The organism is Janthinobacterium aquaticum (assembly GCF_009208565.1).
Taxonomy (GTDB): Bacteria; Pseudomonadota; Gammaproteobacteria; order Burkholderiales; family Burkholderiaceae_D; genus Janthinobacterium.
Genome location: NZ_WFLK01000001.1, coordinates 155,305 through 177,276, shown reverse-complemented (window position 1 = coordinate 177,276; position 21,972 = coordinate 155,305). Strand labels below are relative to the sequence as shown.

At 61.5% G+C, this 21,972-nt stretch carries 24 protein-coding genes; 19 read left to right on the top strand and 5 right to left on the bottom strand.

Features of this window, described 5'->3' with window-relative positions:
- Window positions 1–21: 21 nt before the first annotated feature.
- From GCM43_RS00755 to GCM43_RS00685, 15 genes are all read left to right on the top strand, one after another.
- Window positions 22–1,725 carry a GspE/PulE family protein gene (locus GCM43_RS00755; protein WP_152241609.1) on the top strand — a complete coding sequence of 568 codons (1,704 nt, stop codon included), beginning with the start codon at window positions 22–24 and terminating at the stop codon, window positions 1,723–1,725.
- Window position 1,726: 1 nt separating this feature from the next.
- Window positions 1,727–2,959, top strand: a complete 1,233-nt coding sequence (locus tag GCM43_RS00750) for a type II secretion system F family protein (RefSeq protein ID WP_152241608.1) — start codon at window positions 1,727–1,729, stop codon at window positions 2,957–2,959.
- Window positions 2,956–3,486 (top strand): prepilin-type N-terminal cleavage/methylation domain-containing protein, encoded by a 531-nt coding sequence (locus tag GCM43_RS00745; protein WP_152241607.1) that lies wholly within the window; start codon window positions 2,956–2,958, stop codon window positions 3,484–3,486. The genes GCM43_RS00750 and GCM43_RS00745 overlap by 4 nt, the downstream gene beginning before the upstream one ends.
- Window positions 3,487–3,555: 69 nt before the next feature.
- Complete coding sequence (locus tag GCM43_RS26455) at window positions 3,556–4,020, top strand: type II secretion system protein (protein WP_152241606.1); 465 nt, start codon at window positions 3,556–3,558, stop codon at window positions 4,018–4,020.
- A gap of 159 nt (window positions 4,021–4,179) precedes the next feature.
- Window positions 4,180–4,746 (top strand): pilus assembly FimT family protein, encoded by a 567-nt coding sequence (locus tag GCM43_RS00735; protein ID WP_152241605.1) that lies wholly within the window; start codon window positions 4,180–4,182, stop codon window positions 4,744–4,746.
- Window positions 4,736–5,314: a type IV pilus modification PilV family protein gene (locus GCM43_RS00730; RefSeq protein ID WP_152241604.1), complete on the top strand. Its 579-nt coding sequence runs from the start codon at window positions 4,736–4,738 to the stop codon at window positions 5,312–5,314. The genes GCM43_RS00735 and GCM43_RS00730 overlap by 11 nt, the downstream gene beginning before the upstream one ends.
- Window positions 5,311–6,201: a type II secretion system protein gene (locus GCM43_RS00725; RefSeq protein WP_152241603.1), complete on the top strand. Its 891-nt coding sequence runs from the start codon at window positions 5,311–5,313 to the stop codon at window positions 6,199–6,201. The genes GCM43_RS00730 and GCM43_RS00725 overlap by 4 nt, the downstream gene beginning before the upstream one ends.
- On the top strand, window positions 6,198–6,632 hold the full coding sequence (locus GCM43_RS00720) for an agglutinin biogenesis protein MshP (protein WP_152241602.1): 435 nt from the start codon (window positions 6,198–6,200) through the stop codon (window positions 6,630–6,632). The genes GCM43_RS00725 and GCM43_RS00720 overlap by 4 nt, the downstream gene beginning before the upstream one ends.
- Before the next feature lie 229 nt (window positions 6,633–6,861).
- Window positions 6,862–7,815, top strand: a complete 954-nt coding sequence (locus tag GCM43_RS00715) for a type IV pilus biogenesis protein PilM (RefSeq protein WP_152241601.1) — start codon at window positions 6,862–6,864, stop codon at window positions 7,813–7,815.
- The gene (locus GCM43_RS00710; protein WP_152241600.1) at window positions 7,812–8,504 is read left to right on the top strand and encodes an MSHA biogenesis protein MshA; all 693 of its coding nucleotides are present in this window, start codon (window positions 7,812–7,814) and stop codon (window positions 8,502–8,504) included. The genes GCM43_RS00715 and GCM43_RS00710 overlap by 4 nt, the downstream gene beginning before the upstream one ends.
- The gene (gene gspM / locus GCM43_RS00705) at window positions 8,501–9,292 is read left to right on the top strand and encodes a type II secretion system protein GspM (protein ID WP_152241599.1); all 792 of its coding nucleotides are present in this window, start codon (window positions 8,501–8,503) and stop codon (window positions 9,290–9,292) included. The genes GCM43_RS00710 and gspM overlap by 4 nt, the downstream gene beginning before the upstream one ends.
- Window positions 9,289–9,657, top strand: coding sequence for an MSHA biogenesis protein MshK (locus GCM43_RS00700; RefSeq protein ID WP_152241598.1), 369 nt, complete (start codon window positions 9,289–9,291; stop codon window positions 9,655–9,657). The genes gspM and GCM43_RS00700 overlap by 4 nt, the downstream gene beginning before the upstream one ends.
- 35 nt (window positions 9,658–9,692) lie before the next feature.
- Window positions 9,693–11,471 carry a pilus (MSHA type) biogenesis protein MshL gene (mshL, locus tag GCM43_RS00695; RefSeq protein ID WP_152241597.1) on the top strand — a complete coding sequence of 593 codons (1,779 nt, stop codon included), beginning with the start codon at window positions 9,693–9,695 and terminating at the stop codon, window positions 11,469–11,471.
- Window positions 11,472–12,386, top strand: a complete 915-nt coding sequence (locus tag GCM43_RS00690; RefSeq protein ID WP_152241596.1) for an ExeA family protein — start codon at window positions 11,472–11,474, stop codon at window positions 12,384–12,386.
- A 19-nt stretch (window positions 12,387–12,405) separates the two neighbouring features.
- Window positions 12,406–13,515, top strand: a complete 1,110-nt coding sequence (locus GCM43_RS00685; RefSeq protein ID WP_152241595.1) for a tetratricopeptide repeat protein — start codon at window positions 12,406–12,408, stop codon at window positions 13,513–13,515.
- Window position 13,516: 1 nt separating this feature from the next.
- Here the strand turns inward: GCM43_RS00685 and GCM43_RS00680 are convergent, their stop codons facing one another.
- The 3 genes from GCM43_RS00680 to GCM43_RS00670 all read right to left on the bottom strand — a co-directional run bounded on the left by GCM43_RS00680 (window position 13,517) and on the right by GCM43_RS00670 (window position 15,978).
- The gene (locus tag GCM43_RS00680; protein WP_152241594.1) at window positions 13,517–14,287 is read right to left on the bottom strand and encodes a hypothetical protein; all 771 of its coding nucleotides are present in this window, start codon (window positions 14,285–14,287) and stop codon (window positions 13,517–13,519) included.
- A gap of 3 nt (window positions 14,288–14,290) precedes the next feature.
- Window positions 14,291–15,460: a pyridoxal phosphate-dependent aminotransferase gene (locus tag GCM43_RS00675; RefSeq protein WP_152241593.1), complete on the bottom strand. Its 1,170-nt coding sequence runs from the start codon at window positions 15,458–15,460 to the stop codon at window positions 14,291–14,293.
- 74 nt (window positions 15,461–15,534) lie between these two features.
- Window positions 15,535–15,978, bottom strand: a complete 444-nt coding sequence (locus tag GCM43_RS00670; protein WP_152241592.1) for a putative toxin-antitoxin system toxin component, PIN family — start codon at window positions 15,976–15,978, stop codon at window positions 15,535–15,537.
- A gap of 28 nt (window positions 15,979–16,006) precedes the next feature.
- Between GCM43_RS00670 and yaaA the strand changes: the two genes are divergently transcribed.
- Complete coding sequence (gene yaaA / locus GCM43_RS00665; RefSeq protein WP_152241997.1) at window positions 16,007–16,777, top strand: peroxide stress protein YaaA; 771 nt, start codon at window positions 16,007–16,009, stop codon at window positions 16,775–16,777.
- A 260-nt stretch (window positions 16,778–17,037) separates the two neighbouring features.
- On the opposite strand, the gene GCM43_RS00660 is transcribed toward yaaA, so the two are convergent.
- Window positions 17,038–17,841 carry an outer membrane protein assembly factor BamD gene (locus GCM43_RS00660; protein ID WP_152241591.1) on the bottom strand — a complete coding sequence of 268 codons (804 nt, stop codon included), beginning with the start codon at window positions 17,839–17,841 and terminating at the stop codon, window positions 17,038–17,040.
- Window positions 17,842–17,942: 101 nt separating this feature from the next.
- On the opposite strand from GCM43_RS00660, the gene GCM43_RS00655 reads away from it, so the two are divergent.
- Window positions 17,943–18,956, top strand: a complete 1,014-nt coding sequence (locus GCM43_RS00655; RefSeq protein WP_226929255.1) for an RluA family pseudouridine synthase — start codon at window positions 17,943–17,945, stop codon at window positions 18,954–18,956.
- A complete protein-coding gene (gene pgeF / locus GCM43_RS00650) occupies window positions 18,956–19,750 on the top strand; it encodes a peptidoglycan editing factor PgeF (RefSeq protein WP_152241589.1) in 795 nt (264 codons plus the stop codon). The genes GCM43_RS00655 and pgeF overlap by 1 nt, the downstream gene beginning before the upstream one ends.
- A gap of 26 nt (window positions 19,751–19,776) precedes the next feature.
- On the opposite strand, the gene GCM43_RS00645 is transcribed toward pgeF, so the two are convergent.
- Entirely contained in the window at window positions 19,777–19,989 is a 213-nt protein-coding gene (locus GCM43_RS00645) for a hypothetical protein (RefSeq protein WP_152241996.1), read from the bottom strand.
- Window positions 19,990–20,055: 66 nt separating this feature from the next.
- Between GCM43_RS00645 and phaC the strand changes: the two genes are divergently transcribed.
- The gene (gene phaC, locus GCM43_RS00640) at window positions 20,056–21,807 is read left to right on the top strand and encodes a class I poly(R)-hydroxyalkanoic acid synthase (RefSeq protein ID WP_152241588.1); all 1,752 of its coding nucleotides are present in this window, start codon (window positions 20,056–20,058) and stop codon (window positions 21,805–21,807) included.
- The last annotated feature ends 165 nt before the right edge of the window (window positions 21,808–21,972 follow it).

The following is a 21,972-nucleotide window of genomic DNA, read 5'->3' as shown; positions in this document are numbered from 1 at the left end:
TGAAAACCTGAGGAGCGATGCATGGCAAGGCCTGAGAAAGTCCGGCTCGGTGAGATTTTGGTGCAGCAGAAACTGCTGACAGAAGAACAATTGGGTCTGGCCTTGACGGAACAGAAGCGCTCGGGCCGCAAGCTGGGACGCGTGTTTATCGAACACGGCTATGTCACGGAAGAGCAGATTTCCGGTGCGCTGGCGCGCCAGCTCAACATCCCCTATATCAATCTCAAGTTCTACAATATCAACCCGGAACTGGTGCGCCTGCTGCCGGAAACCCAGGCGCGGCGCTTTCGCGCGCTGGTGCTGGAAGACCGCCGCGAGAGCCTGTTGGTCGGCATGTCCGACCCCACCGATCTGTTTGCCTACGACGAGATCGCGCGCCTGGTGCGGCGCAATATCGAACTGGCGGTGGTCAATGAAACCGAGGTGCTGGCCGCCATCGACCGCATCTATCGCCGCACCGAAGACATTTCCACCCTGACGCGCGAGCTCGAGCAGGACCTGGGCGATGTCTCGATCGACTTCGGCGCGCTGGCTGCCAATCCGGGTCTGGAAGAGGCCCCCATCGTCAAGCTGCTGCAGTCGGTGTTTGACGACGCCACCCAGGTGCGCGCCTCCGACATTCATATCGAACCGCAGGAAAGCCGGCTGCAGATCCGCTTTCGCATCGATGGCGTGCTGCACCTCCAGACCGAAGCCGATATCAAGATCGCCAGCTCGCTGGCGCTGCGCCTGAAACTGATGTCGGACCTCGATATTTCCGAAAAGCGCCTGCCGCAGGACGGCCGCTTTGCCATCCGCGTAAAAAACCAGCGCATCGACGTGCGTATCTCCACCATGCCCACGCAATACGGCGAATCGGTGGTAATGCGTCTGCTCAACCAGGGCGGCACTGCCCTGCGACTGGACGGCATCGGCATGCCGCCGGCGCTGGTCGAGCGTTTTCGCGCCATCGTGCAGCGCCCCAATGGGCTGGTGCTGGTCACAGGGCCGACCGGTAGCGGCAAGACCACCACGCTGTATTGCGCCTTGTCCGAACTCAACTCAGTCGAGAAAAAACTGATTACCGTGGAAGATCCGGTCGAATACCGGTTGGCCGGCATCAACCAGGTGCAGGTCAACGACAAGATCGAGCTGAACTTTGCCCGCGTGCTGCGCTCGGCCCTGCGCCAGGACCCTGACATCGTGCTGGTGGGCGAGATGCGCGACCAGGAAACGGCGCAGATCGGTCTGCGCGCCGCGATGACCGGTCACTTGGTGCTGTCAACATTGCATACCAACGATGCCGCCAGCACGCCGCTGCGCCTGATGGATATGGGCGTGCCGCGCTATATGGTGGGCAGTTCGCTGCAGGCGGTGCTGGCGCAGCGCCTGGTGCGCGTGATCTGCGAAAGCTGCACCACGCCGTACCAGCCGCTGCCCAATGAACTCGAATGGCTGCGCATGGAGCTGGGCGAACTGGTTGACCGCACCCAGTATTTCCATGGCAAGGGCTGCTCGCACTGCAACGGCATGGGCTATCGCGGCCGTACCGGTGTGTATGAACTGCTGGAAATGACGCGCGCCGTGGTCGATGCTGCCAACCATGCCGACCCGTCGCATTTCCTGAAGGCGGCCAACGCCGAGATGGCCGGCGAGACGCTGCGCCGCCATGCGGTGCAACTGGTGGTGCAGGGCCGCACCACGATTGCCGAAGCGATGCGCATCAGCAACCAGAACGAGGATTGACGTGCCTTTTTTCGCCTACAAAGCCCGCAGCGCCAGCGGCGAACTGCTGCAAGGCGTGCTGGAAGGGGCCGACAGCGGCGCGGTCGCCAACCAGCTGTTCGCCACCGGCGCCACGCCGGTCGATATCGTGCAAACCAAAAGGGCGGTGACGACCAGCAGCGAGCTCGGCCTGTGGCAGCGCCTGACCGAGAAAAAAGTTACCTCGATGGACGTGCAGCTGTTCAGCCGCCAGATGCATACGCTCCTGAAAGCCGGCGTGCCCATTATGCGCGGCCTGGCCGGCCTGCAGGAGTCGGCCGTCAGCCCCGCTTTCGGACGCGTGATCAAGGATATCCGCGAGTCGCTCGACGCCGGGCGCGAACTGTCGGCCGCCATGGCCCGCCATCCGACCGTGTTTTCCGCGTTTTACCTGTCGATGGTGCGCGTGGGCGAGATGACGGGGCGGCTAGATGAGGTGTTCTTGCGGCTGTTCGACCATCTGGAATTCGACCGCGATATGCGGGCGAGGGTGAAGTCGGCGACGCGGTATCCGATGTTTGTGATCGTGGCCATGATTATTGCAATGGTGATCGTCAATATCTTCGTTATCCCTCAATTTTCCAAGGTCTTTGCCAGCTTCCATGCGGAGCTGCCTTTGATGACGCGCATTCTGATTGGCAGTTCCGCCTTTATGGTGAAATACTGGCCAGTGCTCCTGGTACTGGCGATTGCTGCGGTGGCCGGTTTTAATTACTGGCTGCGCACGCAAGCTGGTCGCTATAACTGGGATCGCATCAAATTGCGTTTCCCTATTGCCGGCAAGATCATTCAGAAAGGCACCATGTCGCGCTTTGCGCGCAGTTTCGCGCTGTCCAGCACCAGTGGCGTGCCGATCGTGCAGGCGCTGACGGTAGTCTCGCAGACGGTCGACAACGCCTATTTGTGTGCCAAGGTCGAACAGATGCGCGATGGTGTGGAGCGTGGCGAAAGTATTTTGCGTACTTCCGTCAGTGCCGGTGTCTTTACGCCGGTGGTGCTGCAGATGATTGCTATTGGGGAAGAATCTGGCTCACTCGACGATCTGATGGATGAGATAGCCGAAATGTATGAGCGTGAAGTCGATTACGAACTCAAGACGCTGTCGGCGCAGATCGAGCCGATTCTGATCTCCTTCCTGGGCGCCATGGTGCTGGTGCTGGCTTTGGGTATTTTCCTGCCGATCTGGGATTTGGGGAGGGTAGCATTACAAAAATGATGCTCATGCGTGCCAGATTACATCGCGCCGATGCTGGCTTTACGCTGTTCGAGTTGGCGGTGGTGGTAGCGGTGGTGGCTATTTTGTCCACGGTACTGCTGAGCCGTCTGTCATTCTATACGCAAACTGCCAGACAGCTTGCTTTTAACCAGACCCTGGCCGCATTGCGTGCACAGGTGAAGCTGGAAGCGCTTGAACTGATGATTGCCAGACGACCAGAGGACATCGCCGCTTTGGCCGGGAAAAATCCTTTTAACTGGTTGGTACAGAAGCCTGCCAATTACTTGGGCGAAATGACGTCTCCCAATACAAAAAAACTTGATCCAGATAATTGGTTTTTTGACAAAAATGATGGAAAATTGGTATATTTGTTAAGTGCAGGCAACATTTTCAGCTCTGAGGGTTCCGAGTTGCTAAAATTCAAGGTAAGCTTGAAACAAGTCCCACCGACAGCGACAGAGGCTGGTGACGCTCTCACGCTGGAGGCGATGCCGAGCTCATCAGGCGGTGCAGTGGCTGCCAGGTAGGCCATTTTTTTAATGCAGACAGACGTCTGTTTGCAGGTGCAATATTCACATGATTTTTTGGAGATCCGCATGAACAAATCGATACGTAGTTTCAACCAAAGCGCCCAAGCGGGTTTCACATTGATCGAACTGGTTGTGGTGATTGTTATTCTGGGTATTTTGGCGGCAACTGCGATTCCTCGTTTTGTTGATATGGCGACGCAGGCGCGTATTGCCAAGATCAATGCGGCACGCGGCACCTTGCAAAGTGCCGCCGCGCTGGCCCATTCGCAATGGCTCGTTACTGGTTCGACATTAACAGACATCAGCATGGAAGGTGTCAACAACGTTAATATGGCTTTCGGCTACCCTAGTGCAACCGGCATTTTGGTTGCTGCCAATTTGAGCGCCGCCGACTACACCACCACGACCAGCGGCGCGACTATCGTTGTTTCGGAGAACCCTGCCCGTACCGATTGCACGGTTACGTACACGCCAGCGACCTCGCTGACAGTTCCTGCGGTGGTATCGGCTGCGACCACAACAGGCTGCTAAATCAGGCTGCTGACTTAGCAGCACACTTTTTGTCAGGTAGTTGGTCGCTGACTGTCGCGACCACTGAGCCCAAATTGGCGTCGCGCCGATTGGGCTTTTTTAAAGCCTGCATTTTGAGTTGGCGAATCAGCACTGGCGCACCTTGAACATACCAAGCTTATGACGCATTATGGTCTGTCTTCTTCTACCGTGCTGATTGGCATTCGCCGCGTACGCGGCTTCACCATGATCGAGCTGATTACGGTGATCATAATCGTCGGCATTATGGCGGCCTTTGCCGCACCGCGCTTCGTGCAGAAAGAAACGTTTGACGCGCGCACCTTTACCGATCAGAACCTCAATATGCTGCGCTATGCGCAAAAGCTGGCGATTGCGCAGAACCGCCCCGTATTTGCCTTGTTGAGCAGTAACCGTATTGCACTGTGTTTTACTGCTGCCTGCAGCGTTGCTGCCGACCAGGTGCGCCCGCCGTCCGGTACCAATTCCGGCAATCCCGGCACCGTTGCAGCCTGTGGCAATGCTGCTGCCTGGTTTTGCGAAGGGCGGCCCAGTAACGTCACTTATACGCCACCGACTGCAGTGTTCTATTTCAATGCGCTGGGCCGGCCCTTTCTGGCCACTGACGTCGATCCGGTATCGACCTTTACGCGCATGCAGATTCCCATCAGCGGCGCTGGCGTTACGCGCAATGTGATCGTGGAAGCGGAGACCGGCTATGTGCACTGACCCCCTGCGCTTTGGCCGGCGCGGCCAGTGCGGCTTTACGATCATTGAACTGGTGATCTTTATCGTGGTGATTGGCGTGGCCGTGGCCGGTGTGCTGGGGGTAATGAACCTGACCACCAGCCGCAGCGCCGACCCGCAGCTGCGCAAGCAGGCGCTGGTGCTGGCAGAAGGCCTGCTGGAAGAGATACAAAGCGCGCGCTTTACCTTTTGCAAGCCCGATGATGCGGCCGCTGAAACGGCCGTCAACACAGCTGGTTGCGCCACGCCGCAGGCGGTGGGCCAGCCAGCAGGCACTCGTCCTTACCTGAGTGTGACCGATTATGTTCCAGCGTTTGGTACCGCGCAGCCCTACATCAGAGATGCGCTGGACATCAAGTTTCCAGATGGCTACAGTGCCACTGTAACATTATCACCTGAAGTTGCGTTAGGCCCGGCTGACGCCCTGGTGCCAGCGGATGCCACACCCGCCAATCTCAATGCCCTGCGCATTACCGTCACGGTGTCTTATGCCGGCGGAAACGTTACCCTGGTCGGCTACCGCACGCGCTATGCGCCCAATCTGATATGAGGCCGACATCCCTGCGCCGCCAGCGCGGCTTTACGCTGGTTGAACTGGTGGTCACGATGGTGATCATCGGCATCGTCGCCGGCATGGTGACGGTGTTTATCAGCGCCCCGGTGCGCAGCTATCTTGATACGGCTGCGCGCGTCGAGCTGGCCGATGCGGCCGATACGGCCACGCGCCGCATTGCGCGCGATGTGCGCCTGGCGCTGCCCAATAGTGTACGTGTGGACCCCAGTCGCAAGTATTTGGAACTGTTGCTGACCAAGACCGGCGGCCGTTACCTGGCGCAGGGCGATGCCACGCCCGGCAATATTCTGGGCTTTGACCCGGATGCGCCACCAGCCAATCCCAATGTCTTCACTATCGTTGGCGCCGCGCCGAGCGGCGTGCAGGCAATACGCGCCGGAGATTTTATCGTGGTCAACAATCTGGGTGATTCAGCACCGGTAAATGCTTATGAGTGTACGGCAAAATGCAACCGCGCCACGGTTGCCTCAGTTGCCGGTAATAGCGTGACTATGGTCGCCAACCCATTTTTGGCTGCCAACCCCAGCAACGCCACCATGCGCGCCATGCCTTCGCAGAGCAACCGCTTCCAGGTCGTGACCACGCCGGTCACCTATTACTGCGCACCCGGCGGCACGCTGCAGCGCTATTCCGGCTATGCCATCCAGGCTGCTCAACCAGTCAATGCCGCAGCGGCGCCGTTACTCAATGCGCCGGTCAGCGGCCAGTTGGCCGGGCAGGTTGCCGAGTGCGGTTTCTCCTTAGGCCAGCTGGCCAATGTGCAGCGCGGCCTGATCACGATTAACCTCACACTGGGCGTGAAAAATAGCAGCGCTGGCCAGGTCACGCTGATGCAGCAGGCACAGGTCAACAATACGCCATGAAGCCTAACCGACTCTCCTCACGCATCTGCCGCCCCTCGCGCGGCTTCGGCATTATTACCGCCGTGTTTCTGCTGGTGGTGCTGGCTGGGCTTGGCGTAGCCATGGTCAGCCTGTCGACCGTGCAGCACGCCAGCTCGGCGCTGGACGTGCAGGGCGCACGCGCCTACCAGGCGGCGCGCGCCGGCATCGAATGGGGTTTGTATCGCCAGCTGCGCGCCAATATCTGCGAGGCGAACCGTACTTTCGCCGTGCCCGCCAGCGGCGGCTTTACGGTGACGGTGCGCTGTACGCTCACTACCGGTCCTGGCGCCTTGCAGCGCTACCAGCTGGTATCCACCGCCTGCAACCAGCCGTTCAACGGCGCGTGCTCGGCTGCCAGTGCCAGCAATAACAGTGACTATGTGCAGCGCGTGGTGCAGGCGGAGTTCTGAATGCCTGGTCATGGTTTGATTCTGATGACGGGCTGACATGCGGAAATTTCAGGCTTTCTATTGGGAGGCAGGATATTCGATGCGTTGACGCCTCGTGGTATTTTTCAGAATATTTGTTGTCAATTGTTAATTTTTTTGCCTGTAAATCGGGTTCATGAATTAAAATTGACGCAATGCATTAATTCGGCGGCAACATGGCGCCAGCTACTTTTATCGACGGATCGTGCGCATGGCATTATTTGTAAGGACAAAAAAACGCGAAGGATTGCTGGCGACAGCGTTTTCAGCCGATGGCGTATGCGCCGCCGTCGTCAGGCGGCAAAGTGAAGGCAAGGTACAGGTGCGCGCTGCCGCTTTTTACGCCGGCGCTGGCGCCAGTGCGGCTACCTCCGGCGCCACGCTGGAGAAGTTGAGCAAGGAGATGCAGGCTGCGTCCTACCGCAACACCACTTTGCTGAACGCGCCCGATTATCAATTACTGTCGCTCGAAGCGCCCAATGTGCCACCGGAAGAGCTGAAGACGGCTATCGGCTGGCGCCTGAAAGACATGCTGGACTTCCCGCTGGCCGACGCCACCATCGATGTGTTCGACATTCCGCCCGACCAGAATGCGCCCGTGCGCGGCCAGTCGGTGTTTGCGGTGGCGGGGCGCAATGGCGCCGTGTCGGCGCGCCAGGGTTTGTTCAGCGGCGCCAAGGTACCGCTGTCGGTGATCGATATTCCTGAAATGGCGCAGCGTAATATTGCCGCCTTGCTGGAAACGCCGGGCCGCGGCCTGGCCATGCTGTCGTTCGATGGCGATGGCGGCTTGCTGACGGTCAATTTCAATGCCGAGCTGTATCTGTCGCGACGCATCGACGTCAAGCTCGACCAGCTGCGCGAGGCCGGCGACGAGCAGCGTGCGCAGTACCACGACAAGATTACGCTCGAGCTGCAGCGCTCGTTCGACCATTTCGAGCGCCAGTTTCACTTCATTAACGTCGCCCGCCTGATGCTGGCGCCGACCGGCGTGGACGGCCTGCATGGCTATCTGGCCGACAATCTGTATATGCCGGTCGAAGCGCTCGACCTGTCGGCGATATTCGAGCTGTCGGACGTGCCGCAACTGCAGGACGCGGCCAGCCAGGCGCGCTTTTTCCTGACCCTGGGCGCCGCCTTGCGCCAGGAAGCGGTGGCGCCATGAGCCAGCAGATCAACCTGTTCAACCCGGCGTTTGAAAAACAGCAGCAGGTCCTGTCGGCCGCCACCATGGCGCAGGGATTGCTGCTGATCGCGCTGGCCGGCGCCGCACTGGCCTGGTATGGCCAGCGCCAGGCCGCCAAGCTCGAGCAGGCCGAGGCGCAGTCGCTGGAGCAGCTCAAGCTGCGCCAGGCGCGCCTGGCCAAGGTGCAGGCCGAGTATCCGCCACGCAGCAAGGATGCCAGCATTGCGCAGTCGCTGACGCAGGCGCAGGCCGAACGCCTGGCCCTGCTCGAGGCGCAGAAATTGCTGGACGGCGGCGACCTGGGCAACACCAACGGCTACTCCGCCTACTTCCGGGCCTTTGCCAACGGCAAGGTCAACGGCCTGTGGCTGACCGGCGCCAGCATCGTCGGCGCCGGCACCCAGATCGGCTTGCAGGGCGGGGCCTTGCAGGCCTCGCTGGTGCCCGCTTATATCAGTGCGCTGGGCCGGCAACCGGTATTGCGCGGCAAGACCTTTGCCCGCCTCGATATCGGTGCCAGCACGCCGCCCGCAGCGCCTGGTGCGCCGACTGTGTCTACCGTGCCGGCCAACCCTGCCGCAGCTGTTGCACCTTCCATACCTTACCTGGCCTTTGATCTGCAGTCGCAGCCGAAAACCGATGATGCGGCAGGAGGCGCGACGCCATGAAACAATCGCCGTTGAAGCAGCAATGGGACAAGCTGGCCGCGCGCATCGACGCCATGAGCGTGCGCGAGCGCGTCATGATATTTGGCGCCAGTTGCGCCTTGCTGCTGTTTTTGCTGTATTCGCTGTTCCTCAATCCGCTGTTTGCGCGCCAGCAGCGCCTGAGCGCCAGCCTGGCCGAACAGCAGGCGACCATGGCCGGCATCGATGCCGAGATACTGCAGAAAATCAGCAGCCACGCCATCGATCCCGATGCAGCCGAGCGCGCCGAACTGGACAAGGCGCGCCAGGAAGTCACGCGTCTGGGCCATACGCTGCGCAGCACCCAGGCCGGCCTGGTGGCGCCCGAGCGCATCGTGTTTTTGCTCGAGCGCCTGCTCAAGCAGCATGCACGGTTGAAAGTCGAGTCCTTGAAAACGCTGCAGACCATTCCACTGGGCGACGACAGTGTCGCGGCTGGCGCGCCTGCGGCGGCGCCGTCTTTGACGTCCGCCACCACGGCAAGCGGCGCGGTGGCCGCCGTGCATGCTAACGCAGCCAATGCTGCCAATGCGTCAGCCACGCCGGCGGTGCCTGCGGTCAAGCCGCCGCCGCTGCTGTACCGCCATGGCGTGGAAGTGGTCTTGCAGGGCAGCTATATCGATATGGTCAACTATATGGAAGCACTCGAAGCGATGCCCACGCGGGTATTCTGGGGCAAGGCCAGCATGTCGGTAGAGCGCTACCCGCACGCCAGCCTGAAGCTGACGTTGTACACCTTGAGCCTCGATAACAAATGGATTGCACTATGATCGGCCGGCTGACCCTGCTTGCGCTGTTGCCGCTGCTACCCGTCATGGCCGATGCGCAGGCGCTGATCGACCCGACCCGGCCTCCCGATGCGCCGCTGTCTGTCGAAGGCGCCGTTGCCGAAGCGCGCAAAGGGCCGCAGCTGCAATCGGTGCTGGTGTCCGACAACGGCCGGCGCGTGGCCGTCATCGATGGCCGCACGGTGCGCGTGGGCGACCGCATCGGCAATGCCAGCGTGGCCGGCATTGCCGGCACGTCGGTGGTGCTGCAGCGTGGCAAGGCGATGGAAACCCTGCGGCTCTATCCGCGCCAGGATGCACAGGCCCCAGGCAAGGCGGGAAAGAAGCGCGCTTATGCAGATCAATAATGCAGATCAATAAAGACATGGAAAACAAGGCGAGCATGCAGAAGTTAACCCGAATGGCGGCGGCGCTGGGCCTGGCCGCCAGTGTCAGCGCCTGCGTCGCGCCACAGCAGCGCGATACCTATGATGCCATCAAGGCACAGGTGGCGCAGGCCTCGAAAACCACCACGCCGGCCAGCCAGCCCGATGCGGTGCAGGAGGCGCTGTTGCCGCCGGCGCAGGCGCTGGCCGGCAGCCTGCCCAAGGCGCGCGCGGTGCTCGATGAACGCTTCAACGTGGCCTTCAACAATGTGCCGGCGCGCCAGTTCTACAATTCCATCGTGACCGGCACGCGCTACAACATCCTGGTTCATCCCGATGTGCAGGGCAATGTGTCGGCCAACCTCAAGGACGTCACGCTGTTCGAGGCGCTCGACGCCGTGCGCGAAATGTACGGCTACGACTACAAGGTCGACGGCACGCGCATCTCGATCCGCCCGTTGACCATGCAGACGCGCATGTTCCAGGTCAATTACCTGACCGGCAACCGCAAGGGTATGTCCAATCTGCGCGTCTCGTCGACTTCGGTCAATAACGCCGGCAGCAGCACAAGCGGCCAGGGCAGCGGCAATAGCGGCAGTGGCCAGCAACCGATGCAGCAGCCAGGCCAGCAGGGGCAGGGCGGCCAGGTGGTGCAGGACAGCGCCAACGTCAGCACCACCTCCGATGCCGACTTCTGGCTCGAACTCAAGGAGTCGCTCAACGCCATCGTTGGCGGTAGCGGCGACGGCCGCAAAGTGGTGCTCAGTCCGCAGTCCGGCGTGGTGGTGGTGCGCGCCATGCCCGAAGAGCTGCGCAATGTGGACGCTTATCTGAAGGCGACCCAGCTGTCGGTGGACCGCCAGGTGATCCTGGAGGCGAAGATTATCGAAGTCGAACTGAACGACAACTACCAGACCGGCGTCAACTGGGCCTCGTTTGCCTCGATCAAGAGTGGCCATGCCAACCGCATCTCTACCGGCTTCCTGGCGCCCGGCAGTAGCCTGGCGCCGCTGCCGTTCGGCGGCGGCCAGCCGCCGGTGATCACCAACGGCGCCAGCGGCATTTCTGCCAGCACCGGTTTCGGCCTCAGCTCGGCCGCCTCGGCCGCCGGTTCCATGTTCGGCCTTGCCCTGCAGACCAGCAACTTTGCCGCCATGATCTCGTTCCTGGAGTCGCAGGGCAATGTGCACGTGCTGTCGAGCCCGCGCATTGCCACCATGAACAATCAAAAAGCGGTGCTGAAGATCGGTACCGATGAATTTTTTGTCACCGGCGTGAGCACCACCGTAACCTCGACCGGCACCACCGGCGGCACCACCTCGAGCCCGAACGTGACCTTGCAGCCCTTCTTTTCCGGCGTGGTGCTGGACGTGACGCCGCAGATCGACGAGAACGGCAATATCATTTTGCATGTGCACCCGTCGGTCAGCCAGGTCACCACCGTGACCAAGGATGTCGACCTGGGCAGCGCCGGCTCGCTCAAGCTGCCGCTGGCCGCCTCGAGCACCTCGGAAATGGACAGCATGGTGCGCAGCCAGGATGGCCGCATCGTGGCCATTGGCGGCCTGATGCGCCAGTCGACCGTCAATGACCGTTCGCAGGTGCCGGGCGCCGGCAATATTCCCTTGCTGGGCGCCTTGTTCCGCAATACCGGCCAGACCATCCAGAAGCGCGAGTTGGTGGTGCTGATCAAGCCGACCATCGTGGAAGGCGCCAACAGCTGGAATGACGACCTGCTCGAGTCAAGCAAGCGCATCGAGGCGCTCGATCCGCGCCGCGCACCGGGACGGCCTTAGATGTACCGTGCCCATTTCGGCTTGCGCGAGGCGCCGTTCGGCCTGACGCCCGATACCAGCTATTTCTTTAACGGACCGCAATCGCAGGCCGCGCTCAACACCTTGCTGGTGGCGGCGCGCAATGGCGAAGGGTTTATTAAAATTACCGGTGAAGTGGGCACCGGCAAGACTTTTTTATGCCGCAAATTCCTGCAGTCGCTGGGGCCGGCCTTTGTGACCGCGTATATCCCGAATCCGAATTTGCCGGCGCAGGCGCTGATCCAGGCGCTGGCGGCTGATATCGATGTGCTGGTGGCCAAAGATGCCGATCAGCATCAGCTGCTGACGGCCATCAATCTGCGTCTGCTGAACCTGGCGGCGCAGGGCAAGCGCGTGCTGCTGTGCCTGGACGAAGCGCAGGCCATTCCGTTGGAAAGCCTGGAGGCACTGCGGCTGTTGACCAATCTGGAGACGGAAAAGCGCAAGCTGCTGCAGATCGTGCTGTTCGGCCAGCCCGAGCTTGACGCCAAGCTGGCGCTGCCGGAAATCCGCCAACTGACGCAACGCATCACGTTTCACTATGAACTGGGCCCCTTGTCGCGCGATGACGTGGAGTTCTACGTGGCGCATCGCCTGCGCATCGGCGGCTATACGGGCGCGCGCCTGTTCGAACGCGCGGCGCTGAAAAAACTGTATGGCGCCAGCGGCGGCATTCCGCGCCTGGTCAATATCATGGCGCACAAGGCGCTGATGCTGGCGTATGGCGAAGGCCGGCAACAGGTCAGCCGCCGCCATGTGGCGCTGGCGGCCGACGACACCATGGCCAGCCGGCGTCCGGCGTGGCTGCAAGCGTGGCGCAAACGCTGGACCTGGCTGGCCGGTTCTGGCGCGCTGGCCGGCGCCTGCGCCGTAAGCCTCACCTTATTGAACCGTTGACGAAGAGATGAGTCTGTAGATGAGTCTGATTAACAAGATGTTGCAGGACCTCGACGCGCGCGGCACGCCCGACGGGCAGGGTGGCTTGCCCGGTGCGCAGGACGTGCGCCCGGTGCCGCTGCAGGAACGCGGCCTGCCGCGCGGCCTGTTGGCGGGCGGCGCGCTGGCGCTGTCGGTCATTGTGATTGCCCTGGCCTGGGTGTATCTGAAGCGTCCGGAACTGCCGCCGGTGCTGGTCAATGTGGCGACCACGCCCCCTGCTGCACCGGTGCCTGCTGCTGCACCAGAAGTGGTGGCAGCCGCACAACCGGTCGTGGTGCCGGTCGCCATACCGGCCGCCGCGCCCGTTGAAACCGCGCCAGCCAGTGTTGCGCCGGTCGAAACTGCGCCGGTGCCGCCGCCCGCAGCGGCGAAACCGGCCAGGCCAAGCGAGCGCGTCGCGCCACACAATCTGCGCGCCGAAGAGTTGCAGCGCATCGGCGCGGCAAAGGAAAAAGCAGCGCCGCCCAAGGTCGCATCGGTGGCAGGCGAAAGACTGGCCGAAGGCAAGCAGGTCACGCCGCAGCAGCGCATCGACAACGGCTATCGCCGCGCGCTGGCCTATCTGCAGGATGGCCGCATCGAGGAAGCGATGGCCGGCTTGCAGCAGACCCTGGCGCTCGATCCGCGCCACCAGGGCGCGCGCGAAACGCTGGTGCGCCTGCTGCTCGAAGCGCAGCGTCCGGACGAGGCGGTGAGCCAGTTGCAGCAAAGCCTGAACCTGGACCCGAAACAGCCGGCGCAGGCGATGACGCTGGCGCGCCTGCAGCTCGACAGGAGCGGCGCGGCGGCACTCGATACCCTGCGCCGCACGCTGCCCTATGCGCAGGAGCATGGCGACTACCGCGCCCTGTATGCGGGCGTGCTGCAGCGCGAACAGCGCTACCGTGACGCGGCCGAACAGTACCAGGCGGCGCTGCAGTCGGCGCCCGACAACAGCGTCTGGTGGATGGGGTTGGGGATAGCTTTGCAGGCCGACAATCAGCCGGCGCCGGCGCGCCAGGCGTTTGAACGTGCCAAGAGTCTGCAGACGCTGTCGCCGCAGTTGCAGGCGTTTGTTGAACGCAAGCTGGTCCAGCTGGCGAAATAGTTTATAGCTGCGCTCCGTCGCCCCACACATGGCGCATGCTGAAATGCAGCTGCGCTTCGCTCTCGTGCACTGCGCCGACAATCGCGCATGCGGCCGTCACGCCGGCAGCACGCGGCAGCGTATGCTTCAGTTCTTCCGGCGACAGCGGCACGCCTTGCACCGTGCTTAAGGGATGGATCAGCGTGGGGTCACGCCGTGTTACCACCGCGAGCTCGCCGCTGCGCAGGCGCACCAGCGTGCCTGGCGGGTATTTGCCCAGCACCTGCATGAAATGCTGCGCCAGCAAGCGTTCGGTGCCGGAATCGCGGTCGAGAAAGATGGTCTGCAGGGCCTGGTCGGGCAGGGCCGAGCGCAGGTAGTTGCGCGACGACACCAGCGTGCAGTACTGGCTGGCCAGCGCCACCAGTATCTGCTCTGGCGAGGCAGATTTTGCAGGCAGCGCGTCCTCTGCCGTGATGGTCAGTGCCGCGATACCGATATCGAGCAGCTCGACGTGAGACTGTTGCATATCCTGCGCCACCAGCATGGCCAGCAGCGCTGTCTCGATGCCATGGCGCACGGCATGGGTGCCGGCTATCTGGTTGAGCATGATGGCAGCCAGTGCGATATCGGCGCCTTGCCCGAGCGCCACCAGCAGTTCGCGCGCAATCGCCCGCAGGTCCGGCGCGCCGTCGCCATCGTGCGTGGCGCACGGCAATTGCGCCAGCCGGCGCGCGCTGTCATTGAGCGTGCGCAGCACTGATGGTTGCTGCTGGCGCGTATCGGGACCCATCGCTTACACAGCGCGCAGGCGCGCCAGCGCCAGTTCCAGCGTGGCGTCCTGCTTGGCAAAGCAGAAACGCACCACGCCGGACTCCTGTCCTTCGGCATAAAAGGCCGATACGGGAATGGCCGCTACCTTGATTTCGCTGGTCAGCCACTGGGCAAACTGCGCTTCCTTGTCGTGCGAAATGGCGTCGTAGCGCACGCACTGGAAATAGGTGCCGTCGGCCGGCAGCAGGGTAAAGCGGCTGCCGGCCAGTCCGGCGCGAAACAGGTCGCGCTTGCGCTGATAGAACGCCGGCAGCTCCAGATACGGTTGCGGCGACGCCATATGGCTGGCCAGCCCGTGCTGCATCGGCGTATTGACGCTGAATACATTGTACTGATGCACCTTGCGAAACTCGGCCGTGAGCGCAGCCGGCGCGGCTACATAGCCCACCTTCCAGCCCGTTACATGGTAAGTCTTGCCAAAGCTCGACACGATAAAGCTGCGCGCCGCCAGTTCCGGGTGGCGGCACAGCGATTCGTGGCGCACGCCGTCATACACCATGTGTTCATAGACTTCGTCCGACAGCAGCATGATATCGGTGCCGCGCACGATCTCTGCCAGCGCAGCAATGTCGGCCGTGCGCAGGATGGTGCCGGTCGGATTGTGCGGCGTGTTGATGACGATCAGGCGCGTCTTGCCGGTAACAGCGGCGGCAATTCTGGCCCACGGCACGCTGTAGCCATGCTGGCCCAGTTCCATTGCCACCCGCACCGGCACGCCGCCGGCCAGCGCAATGGCTGGCAGATAGCTGTCGTAGGCCGGTTCGATCACGATCACTTCGTCGCCCGGATGCACGCAGCATAAAATCGCCGTGGTCAGCGCTTCGGTTGCGCCGGCGGTGACGGTAATTTCCGTGTTGGCGTCGTACTGATGGCCGTACAGGCTGGCAATCTTGGCGGCAATGGCGAGGCGCAAGGGCGCCGCACCGGTCATGGGCGGATACTGGTTATGGCCGGCGCGCATTGCCTCGCTGACCAGTTCGACCAGCGCCGGGTCGCAATCGAAGTCGGGAAAGCCCTGGCCCAGGTTGACGGCGCCGTGCTCGGCCGCCAGCTGCGACATGCGGGTAAAAATGGTGGTGCCGACGGCCGGCAGGCGCGTTTGCAGGGAAGGCGTAGGGAAATGCTGGGTCATGGTCGGTGTTGGCGCAGGGGAATCATGACTTATTCTAGCGCAGCGTCAGCGGTTCCGTGCAGTATCATGCAATATCAATCAGCGGCGCTGGCAGGCGCCCATTTCTCCGGTACCATAATCTGGAACATGCCGGCTTTGACCGTCTTGCGCGCCAGTTTCAGCAGCGCCTTGTCCTTGGTAATAAGGATATCGGCGCTGGCGTCGCGCGCCAGTTCCAGAAATTTCTGGTCGTCGCGGTCGCTGCACACCGGCAGGCGCACGCCAGAGACGGGCGGGGCCACCACCGTGATCAGCGCATCGAAGCGGCTGATGGCGACGGCGCGGCTGGCTTCGTCGAGCGGCAGGTGCGGGTAATTAAGCACCACCAGGTATTCCATGCGGCAGTCTTCACGGGTAATGGCCTGTACCGCACCGCTTTGCATGGCGGCCAGCAGGGCCGCCCAGCGCGGGTCGTTAAAGACAAACAGGTCGAGGCAGACATTGGTGTCGAGGACGAGTTTTTGTGGAGCAGGTATCATGTCGGCAATTCTTTTTTCGATGAACAATATGTTGATTGTGCTTTCCCCCGCCAAGAGTCTCGACCTGGAGACGCCGCCTACCACCAAGCTGCACAGTACGCCTGATTTTCTCGAGCATTCAGCCCAGTTGATCGAACGCATGCGGGAATTTTCGCCGGCCGAAGTCGGCAGCCTGATGGATATTTCCGATGCCTTGTCGGCCCTCAACGTGGCCCGCTACGCGTCCTGGACCACAGACACTGTCGATGCGCGCCAGGCCATTATGGCCTTCAACGGCGACGTCTATGCCGGTTTTGACGCGCGCAGTTTGCAACCTGGCCAGCTCGATTATGCACAGTCGCAGGTACGCATCCTGTCGGGCCTGTACGGCCTTTTGCGTCCGCTCGACCTGATCCATCCGCACCGGCTGGAAATGGGCACGCGCCTGTCCACCGCGCGCGGCAAGGATTTGTACGCGTTCTGGGGTAGCCTGATTACCGATGCCCTGAACCGCACCGCCGAACAGCAGGGCGCCAAAGTGCTGGTCAACCTGGCGTCGGAGGAATACTTCAAGTCCGTCAAGCCGCGTCAGCTGGCCGTGCCGGTGATCACACCGGTGTTCGAGGACTGGAAGAGCGGCAAGTACAAAATCATTTCCTTCTACGCCAAGCGCGCGCGCGGCATGCTGGCCCGCTACGCCGCCGTCAACGACATCCGCGATCCTGAACAATTGAAGGCGTTCGATGTTGACGGCTACGGCTTTGTGCCGGAAGCATCGAATGACAGCAGTTGGGTGTTCCGGCGCAAGGTGGCACAATAATGGCGGGATTGTCCCTGTCATCGTCGCGTAGGTCGGATTAGGCCGCAGGCCGTAATCCGACATGGCGTGATCAGATGCAACGGCGTAAGCCGACAGCAATATCCGACAGCGGCGCAAGCCAACAGCAATATCCGGCAGCGGCGCAAGCCGACGGCAATATCCGGCACCTGAGTGTCGGATTACGCCGCTGCGCGGCTAATCCGACCTACCCGATCTACCCGACCCACGCGAGCCACCCGACCCACGCGCCTCATGGCTTTTTACTGCCAGAAATTCCACCAACGACGTTCCTTCTTGACCCCTTCCGGGCTCAGGAACGCGGTTTGCGGGTAGTTCTTGGTCAGCACGCGCAAGGTGTCGTCGCGCAGGTCGGTCAGGCCCAGCTTGTCATACGAGCGATACATGATGAACAGTGCTTCCTCGATCGCTGGCGACTGCGAGAAATCCTTTACCGTGCCCTGGGCGCGGTTGGCGGCGGCCAGGTAGGCGCCGCGGCGGTAGTAGTAGCGCGCCACGTGCACTTCGTACTTGGCCATGGCGTCGATCAGGTAGTTCATGCGCGCCAGGGCATCAGGCGTGTACTTGCTGTTCGGAAACTTGTCGACCAGTTGCTTGAAGGCGGCAAACGCTTCGCGCGTGGCCTTCGGATCGCGTTCGGTCGGGTCCTGTTCGTACAGGAAGTTCAGGAAGCTGATCTGGTCGTTAAAGCTGATCAGGCCGCGCAGGTAGTACATATAGTCTACGTTGGCGTGGTTTGGATGCAACTTGATAAAGCGTTCGACGGCAGCCAGCGCCTGAGCCTGGTCTCCCGACTTATAATACGCGTAGGCGATTTCCATTTGCGCTTGCAGCGCATAGTTGCCGAAAGGATAGTTAGCCTCCAGCTTCTGGAACAGGCCGATGGCAGCTTCATAGTGCTGCCCGGCCATTTCTTCACGCGCCTCCGAGTATAATTTCGTAACGGACCAATTTTTGGTCTCATCCACTTTTTCCGGCAACAAGCTGCAAGCGGACATGCCGAGCAGAACGACTGAAGCGACTACCAACGATAATTTTTTTTGCATGACGTTTTGCAAGAAGGTTTTAACCAAGATTTTACAATAGGCTGATTATAGCCGATGGGAATGCTGTGATATTAACTCCGAAGCCTAATTTGGCGGACCCCGTGTTTGACTCCTCTTCCGAACAGGATGGCGATGATGTGTTTGATGGCGATTTTGGCGGCGATGACGCCGTTGACGAACTGGCGCCGATCGAACTGCAACTGACGCCCGACGCCTGCGGCCACCGCCTCGACAAGGTCATCTCCAAGCTGGTGCCGCAATACTCGCGCAGCCGTCTGCAACTGTGGCTGGAAGACGGCTTTATCAGCGTTGACGGCAAAGTTGCCAAGCGTAACATGACCGCCTATGGCGATGAAAAAGTCGTGATCCTGCCGCAGAGCGCGCCGGAAGACGCTGCCTACAAGCCAGAAGAAATTGCCCTCAATATCGTGCACGAGGACGAGCATATCATCGTCATCAACAAACCGGCCGGCCTGGTCGTGCATCCGGGCGCCGGCAATTGGTCGGGCACTTTGCTCAACGGCCTGCTGCATCATTGCCCGCAACTGGTGGGCGTGCCGCGCGCCGGCATTGTGCACCGGCTGGACAAGGATACCAGCGGCCTGATGGTGGTTGGCAAGACGCTGGCTTCGCAGACCGACCTGGTGCGCCAGCTGCAGGCGCGCACCGTCAAGCGCGAATATTTTGCGCTGGTATGGGGCACGCCGCGCGAGTCCGGCACCATCGATGCGTCGATTGCGCGCCACCCGCGCGAGCGCGTCAAGATGGCTGTATCGCAAAACTTTACCGCCAAGCCGGCCATTACGCATTATGAAGTGCTGGAAACTGGCGAGCTGGACCGTCGCCCGGTCAGCCTGGTGCAATGCCGCCTGGAAACGGGCCGCACCCACCAGATTCGCGTACACATGCAGCATCTCGGCTTTGCGCTGGTGGGTGATGCTGTGTATGGCAAGCCGCACCTGGTGCCGGTGTTCCCGCGCCAGGCGCTGCAGGCGCGCCGCCTGGGCCTGGTGCATCCGGGCACGGGGGAAGACTGCGAATGGATCGTGCCGCTGGCCGATGACTTTGCCGAACTGATTGCCTCAGCCGGCATCGAAGAGCCGGAAGCGGTGTAATGGCTGACGCCCGCGTCGATTTTCCCGGCATCGTGCCCGACTGGCCCGGCTTGCCGGCCAATGTGGGCGCGCTGTCGACCGTGCGCCTTGGCGGCGTCAGCCAGGCGCCCTATGGCGATGGGCAGGGTGGCGGCGGCCTGAACCTGGGCGTGCATGTGGGCGATAATGCGGCGGCGGTTACCGCCAACCGCGCGCTGCTGCAAGCGGTGCTGCCGGGCACGCCTGCCTGGCTGTCGCAAGTGCATGGGGTGGCAGTGGTGGATGGCGCGCTGCCATTTGACGGTACACCGGAAGCCGATGCCAGCGTGGCCAGCACGCCAGGCGCCGTGTGCCTGGTGATGACAGCCGACTGCCTGCCGGTGCTGTTCAGTTCGCAAGATGGCCAGGTGGTGGGCGCGGCCCACGCTGGCTGGCGCGGCCTGGCTGCTGGCGTGCTGCAACGCACGGTAGAGGCCATGCGCGAGCGCGGTGCTGGCGAAATACTGGCCTGGCTGGGGCCGGCTATCGGTCCGCAGCAGTTTGAAGTAGGGCAGGAAGTGCTGCAGGCCTATCTCGACGGTGCGCAAGATGATGGCGAGCGGCAGGCGGTTACGCAAGCTTTTGTAGCGGCGCCAGGCAGAGACGGCAAATACCTCGCAGATATCTACGCATTGGCGCGCATGATGCTGTTGCGGGCGGGCGTGAAGCAAGTATCTGGTGGGCAATACTGCACCGTCAGCGATGCAGCGCGGTTTTATTCCTACCGGCGCGATGGCGTCACGGGGCGACAGGCCAGTTTGATCTGGCGCAAGTAATCTTTAGTTTTCATGGCGGCAGACACTCAGGTGTCTGCCGTTTTTGTTTTATCTTCAGTACCAGTGGCAGCACGGCGCGCCGCCTTGCGTTTGCGTCGCCCCGAACCGGTCAGATAGAATAGGATCGACAGCGGAATGACGCAGTACAGCAGAAAGGTCATCAGCCCGGCAACAATGGAAGGCTCGGTCAGCGCCATCAGGCCGACCACATAGATCCAGGCGATGGCAGTCATCAGCATCATTGTTGTTGGCAATCAGTAAGGGTAGCAAACATCGTTGTTTCACTTTTGAATGGACTGAACCATATGAATATGCCCGATCCTCAGGCGATGAGCAAAGAGTGGATAGCGCAATTGAGTGATCCCAATCAATGGAATAGCTGGTTCAAGATGGTGCCGCAGGCCCCGGCCAATCCGCTTGCCGGCATTTTGCAGGATGCCGGCGCCAGCATCAAGCCGGAAGTGGTCGAGCAGCTGAAAAATGCGTATATGTCAAAGCTGACGGCGTTGTGGGGCGACTTCGTGGGCGGCAAGACGCCTGAACTGAAGGACCGCCGCTTTGCCGCGCCGGCCTGGCACGCCAGCCCGCTGTCGGCCTTCAATGCCGCGGCCTACCTGCTCAACGGCGAATTCCTGAGCGCCATGGCCGACGCCGTCGAGGCGACGCCGCACCAGAAACAGAAGATCCGCTTTGCGGTGCAGCAGATCGTCGACGCCATGTCGCCGGCCAATTTCCTGGCCACCAATCCCGATGCGCAGCAGACTCTGATCGAGACCAAGGGCGAGAGCCTGACCCGCGGCCTGTCCAATATGCTGGCCGATATGCAGAAAGGGCGCATTTCGCAGTCTGACGAATCAGCGTTCGAAGTGGGCCGCAACGTGGCCACCACGCCTGGCACGGTGGTATTTGAAAATGAACTGTTTCAGCTGATCCAGTATGCGCCAGCGACCCCAACGGTGCACCAGCGGCCGCTGTTGATGGTGCCGCCATGCATCAACAAATACTATATCCTCGACTTGCAACCGGAAAACTCGCTGGTGCGCTATGCGGTCGAGCAGGGCAATACCGTGTTCCTGATGTCCTGGCGCAATGCCGACCACAGCATGCAGCATGTGACCTGGGACGACTATGTGGAGCAGGGCGTGATCGAGGCGATCCGCGTCACCCAGGCCATTTCTGGCCAGGATCAGCTCAATATGTTCGGCTTTTGCGTGGGCGGCACCATCGTCTCGACCGCGCTGGCCGTGCTGAAGGCGCGCGGTGAAAACCCGGCGGCCAGCCTGACGCTGCTGACCACCTTCCTTGATTTCTGCGATACCGGCGCGCTCGAAGTGTTTATCGACGAGCCACAGGTGGCGCTGCGCGAGCAGACGCTGGCCAAGGGCGGCCTGATGTCCGGGCGCGACCTGGGCAGCACTTTTTCCAGTCTGCGGCCGAACGACCTGGTATGGAACTATGTGCAGTCAAACTACCTCAAAGGGAAAGAACCCGTTGCTTTCGACCTGCTGTACTGGAACAGCGATGGCACCAGCCTGCCTGGTCCGATGTTTTGCTGGTACTTGCGCAATACCTATCTGGAAAACAGCCTGAAAGTGCCGGGCAAGCTGACGGTGGCCGGCGAAAAGGTCGACCTGTCGAGCATCGACGCGCCTGCGTTTATCTACGGCTCGCGTGAGGATCATATCGTGCCGTGGGGCGCGGCGTATGCCAGCATGGCCGTGCTGAACCCGAAAAAGCCAGGCGCCAACCGTTTTATCCTGGGCGCTTCCGGCCATATTGCCGGTGTAATCAACCCGGCCTCGAAGAAAAAGCGCAGCTACTGGACCAATGATCCTGCCAAGCCGTCGCGCTCGGCAAAGGCAAAAGCTGTGGTGCAAGGGGCCGAGCAGTGGCTGGAAGGCGCCACCGAACACGCTGGCAGCTGGTGGCCCGAATGGGCGGCTTTCCTGGCGCAGCATGGCGGCGCCGAAGTCAAGGCGCCGGCCAAGCCGGGCAGCAAGCGCTATGCGCCCATCGAGGCGGCGCCCGGACGCTACGTCAAGGTCAGGGCCGACTAGCTTGCAAGCTTGCCACTTGATGGGGCAGTCTACTATGGTTGCCTTGTCAAGAGCCTACTTTTAGTTGCGTTGCAATAATTTCGGGAATCTTCCGCACGATTGTGTGCGCGTGTTGTTTTCCACTCTATAATGCAAAAAGTAGGACGCTGCGAAAGCGAACCACCC

Coding starts and splice junctions, on each gene's coding strand:
- GCM43_RS00675 (WP_152241593.1), bottom strand. CDS start 15,460: ATGACCCAGCATTTCCCTACGCCTTCCCTGCAAACGCGCCTGCCGGCC.
- GCM43_RS00660 (WP_152241591.1), bottom strand. CDS start 17,841: ATGCAAAAAAAATTATCGTTGGTAGTCGCTTCAGTCGTTCTGCTCGGC.
- gspM (WP_152241599.1), top strand. CDS start 8,501: ATGAAACAATCGCCGTTGAAGCAGCAATGGGACAAGCTGGCCGCGCGC.
- GCM43_RS00720 (WP_152241602.1), top strand. CDS start 6,198: ATGAAGCCTAACCGACTCTCCTCACGCATCTGCCGCCCCTCGCGCGGC.
- GCM43_RS00730 (WP_152241604.1), top strand. CDS start 4,736: ATGTGCACTGACCCCCTGCGCTTTGGCCGGCGCGGCCAGTGCGGCTTT.
- GCM43_RS00710 (WP_152241600.1), top strand. CDS start 7,812: ATGAGCCAGCAGATCAACCTGTTCAACCCGGCGTTTGAAAAACAGCAG.
- GCM43_RS00690 (WP_152241596.1), top strand. CDS start 11,472: ATGTACCGTGCCCATTTCGGCTTGCGCGAGGCGCCGTTCGGCCTGACG.
- GCM43_RS00685 (WP_152241595.1), top strand. CDS start 12,406: ATGAGTCTGATTAACAAGATGTTGCAGGACCTCGACGCGCGCGGCACG.
- GCM43_RS00735 (WP_152241605.1), top strand. CDS start 4,180: ATGACGCATTATGGTCTGTCTTCTTCTACCGTGCTGATTGGCATTCGC.
- phaC (WP_152241588.1), top strand. CDS start 20,056: ATGAATATGCCCGATCCTCAGGCGATGAGCAAAGAGTGGATAGCGCAA.
- GCM43_RS00715 (WP_152241601.1), top strand. CDS start 6,862: ATGGCATTATTTGTAAGGACAAAAAAACGCGAAGGATTGCTGGCGACA.
- pgeF (WP_152241589.1), top strand. CDS start 18,956: ATGGCTGACGCCCGCGTCGATTTTCCCGGCATCGTGCCCGACTGGCCC.
- GCM43_RS00745 (WP_152241607.1), top strand. CDS start 2,956: ATGATGCTCATGCGTGCCAGATTACATCGCGCCGATGCTGGCTTTACG.
- GCM43_RS00700 (WP_152241598.1), top strand. CDS start 9,289: ATGATCGGCCGGCTGACCCTGCTTGCGCTGTTGCCGCTGCTACCCGTC.
- GCM43_RS00680 (WP_152241594.1), bottom strand. CDS start 14,287: ATGGGTCCCGATACGCGCCAGCAGCAACCATCAGTGCTGCGCACGCTC.
- GCM43_RS00725 (WP_152241603.1), top strand. CDS start 5,311: ATGAGGCCGACATCCCTGCGCCGCCAGCGCGGCTTTACGCTGGTTGAA.
- GCM43_RS00670 (WP_152241592.1), bottom strand. CDS start 15,978: ATGATACCTGCTCCACAAAAACTCGTCCTCGACACCAATGTCTGCCTC.
- GCM43_RS00755 (WP_152241609.1), top strand. CDS start 22: ATGGCAAGGCCTGAGAAAGTCCGGCTCGGTGAGATTTTGGTGCAGCAG.
- mshL (WP_152241597.1), top strand. CDS start 9,693: ATGCAGAAGTTAACCCGAATGGCGGCGGCGCTGGGCCTGGCCGCCAGT.
- yaaA (WP_152241997.1), top strand. CDS start 16,007: ATGTTGATTGTGCTTTCCCCCGCCAAGAGTCTCGACCTGGAGACGCCG.
- GCM43_RS26455 (WP_152241606.1), top strand. CDS start 3,556: ATGAACAAATCGATACGTAGTTTCAACCAAAGCGCCCAAGCGGGTTTC.
- GCM43_RS00645 (WP_152241996.1), bottom strand. CDS start 19,989: ATGCTGATGACTGCCATCGCCTGGATCTATGTGGTCGGCCTGATGGCG.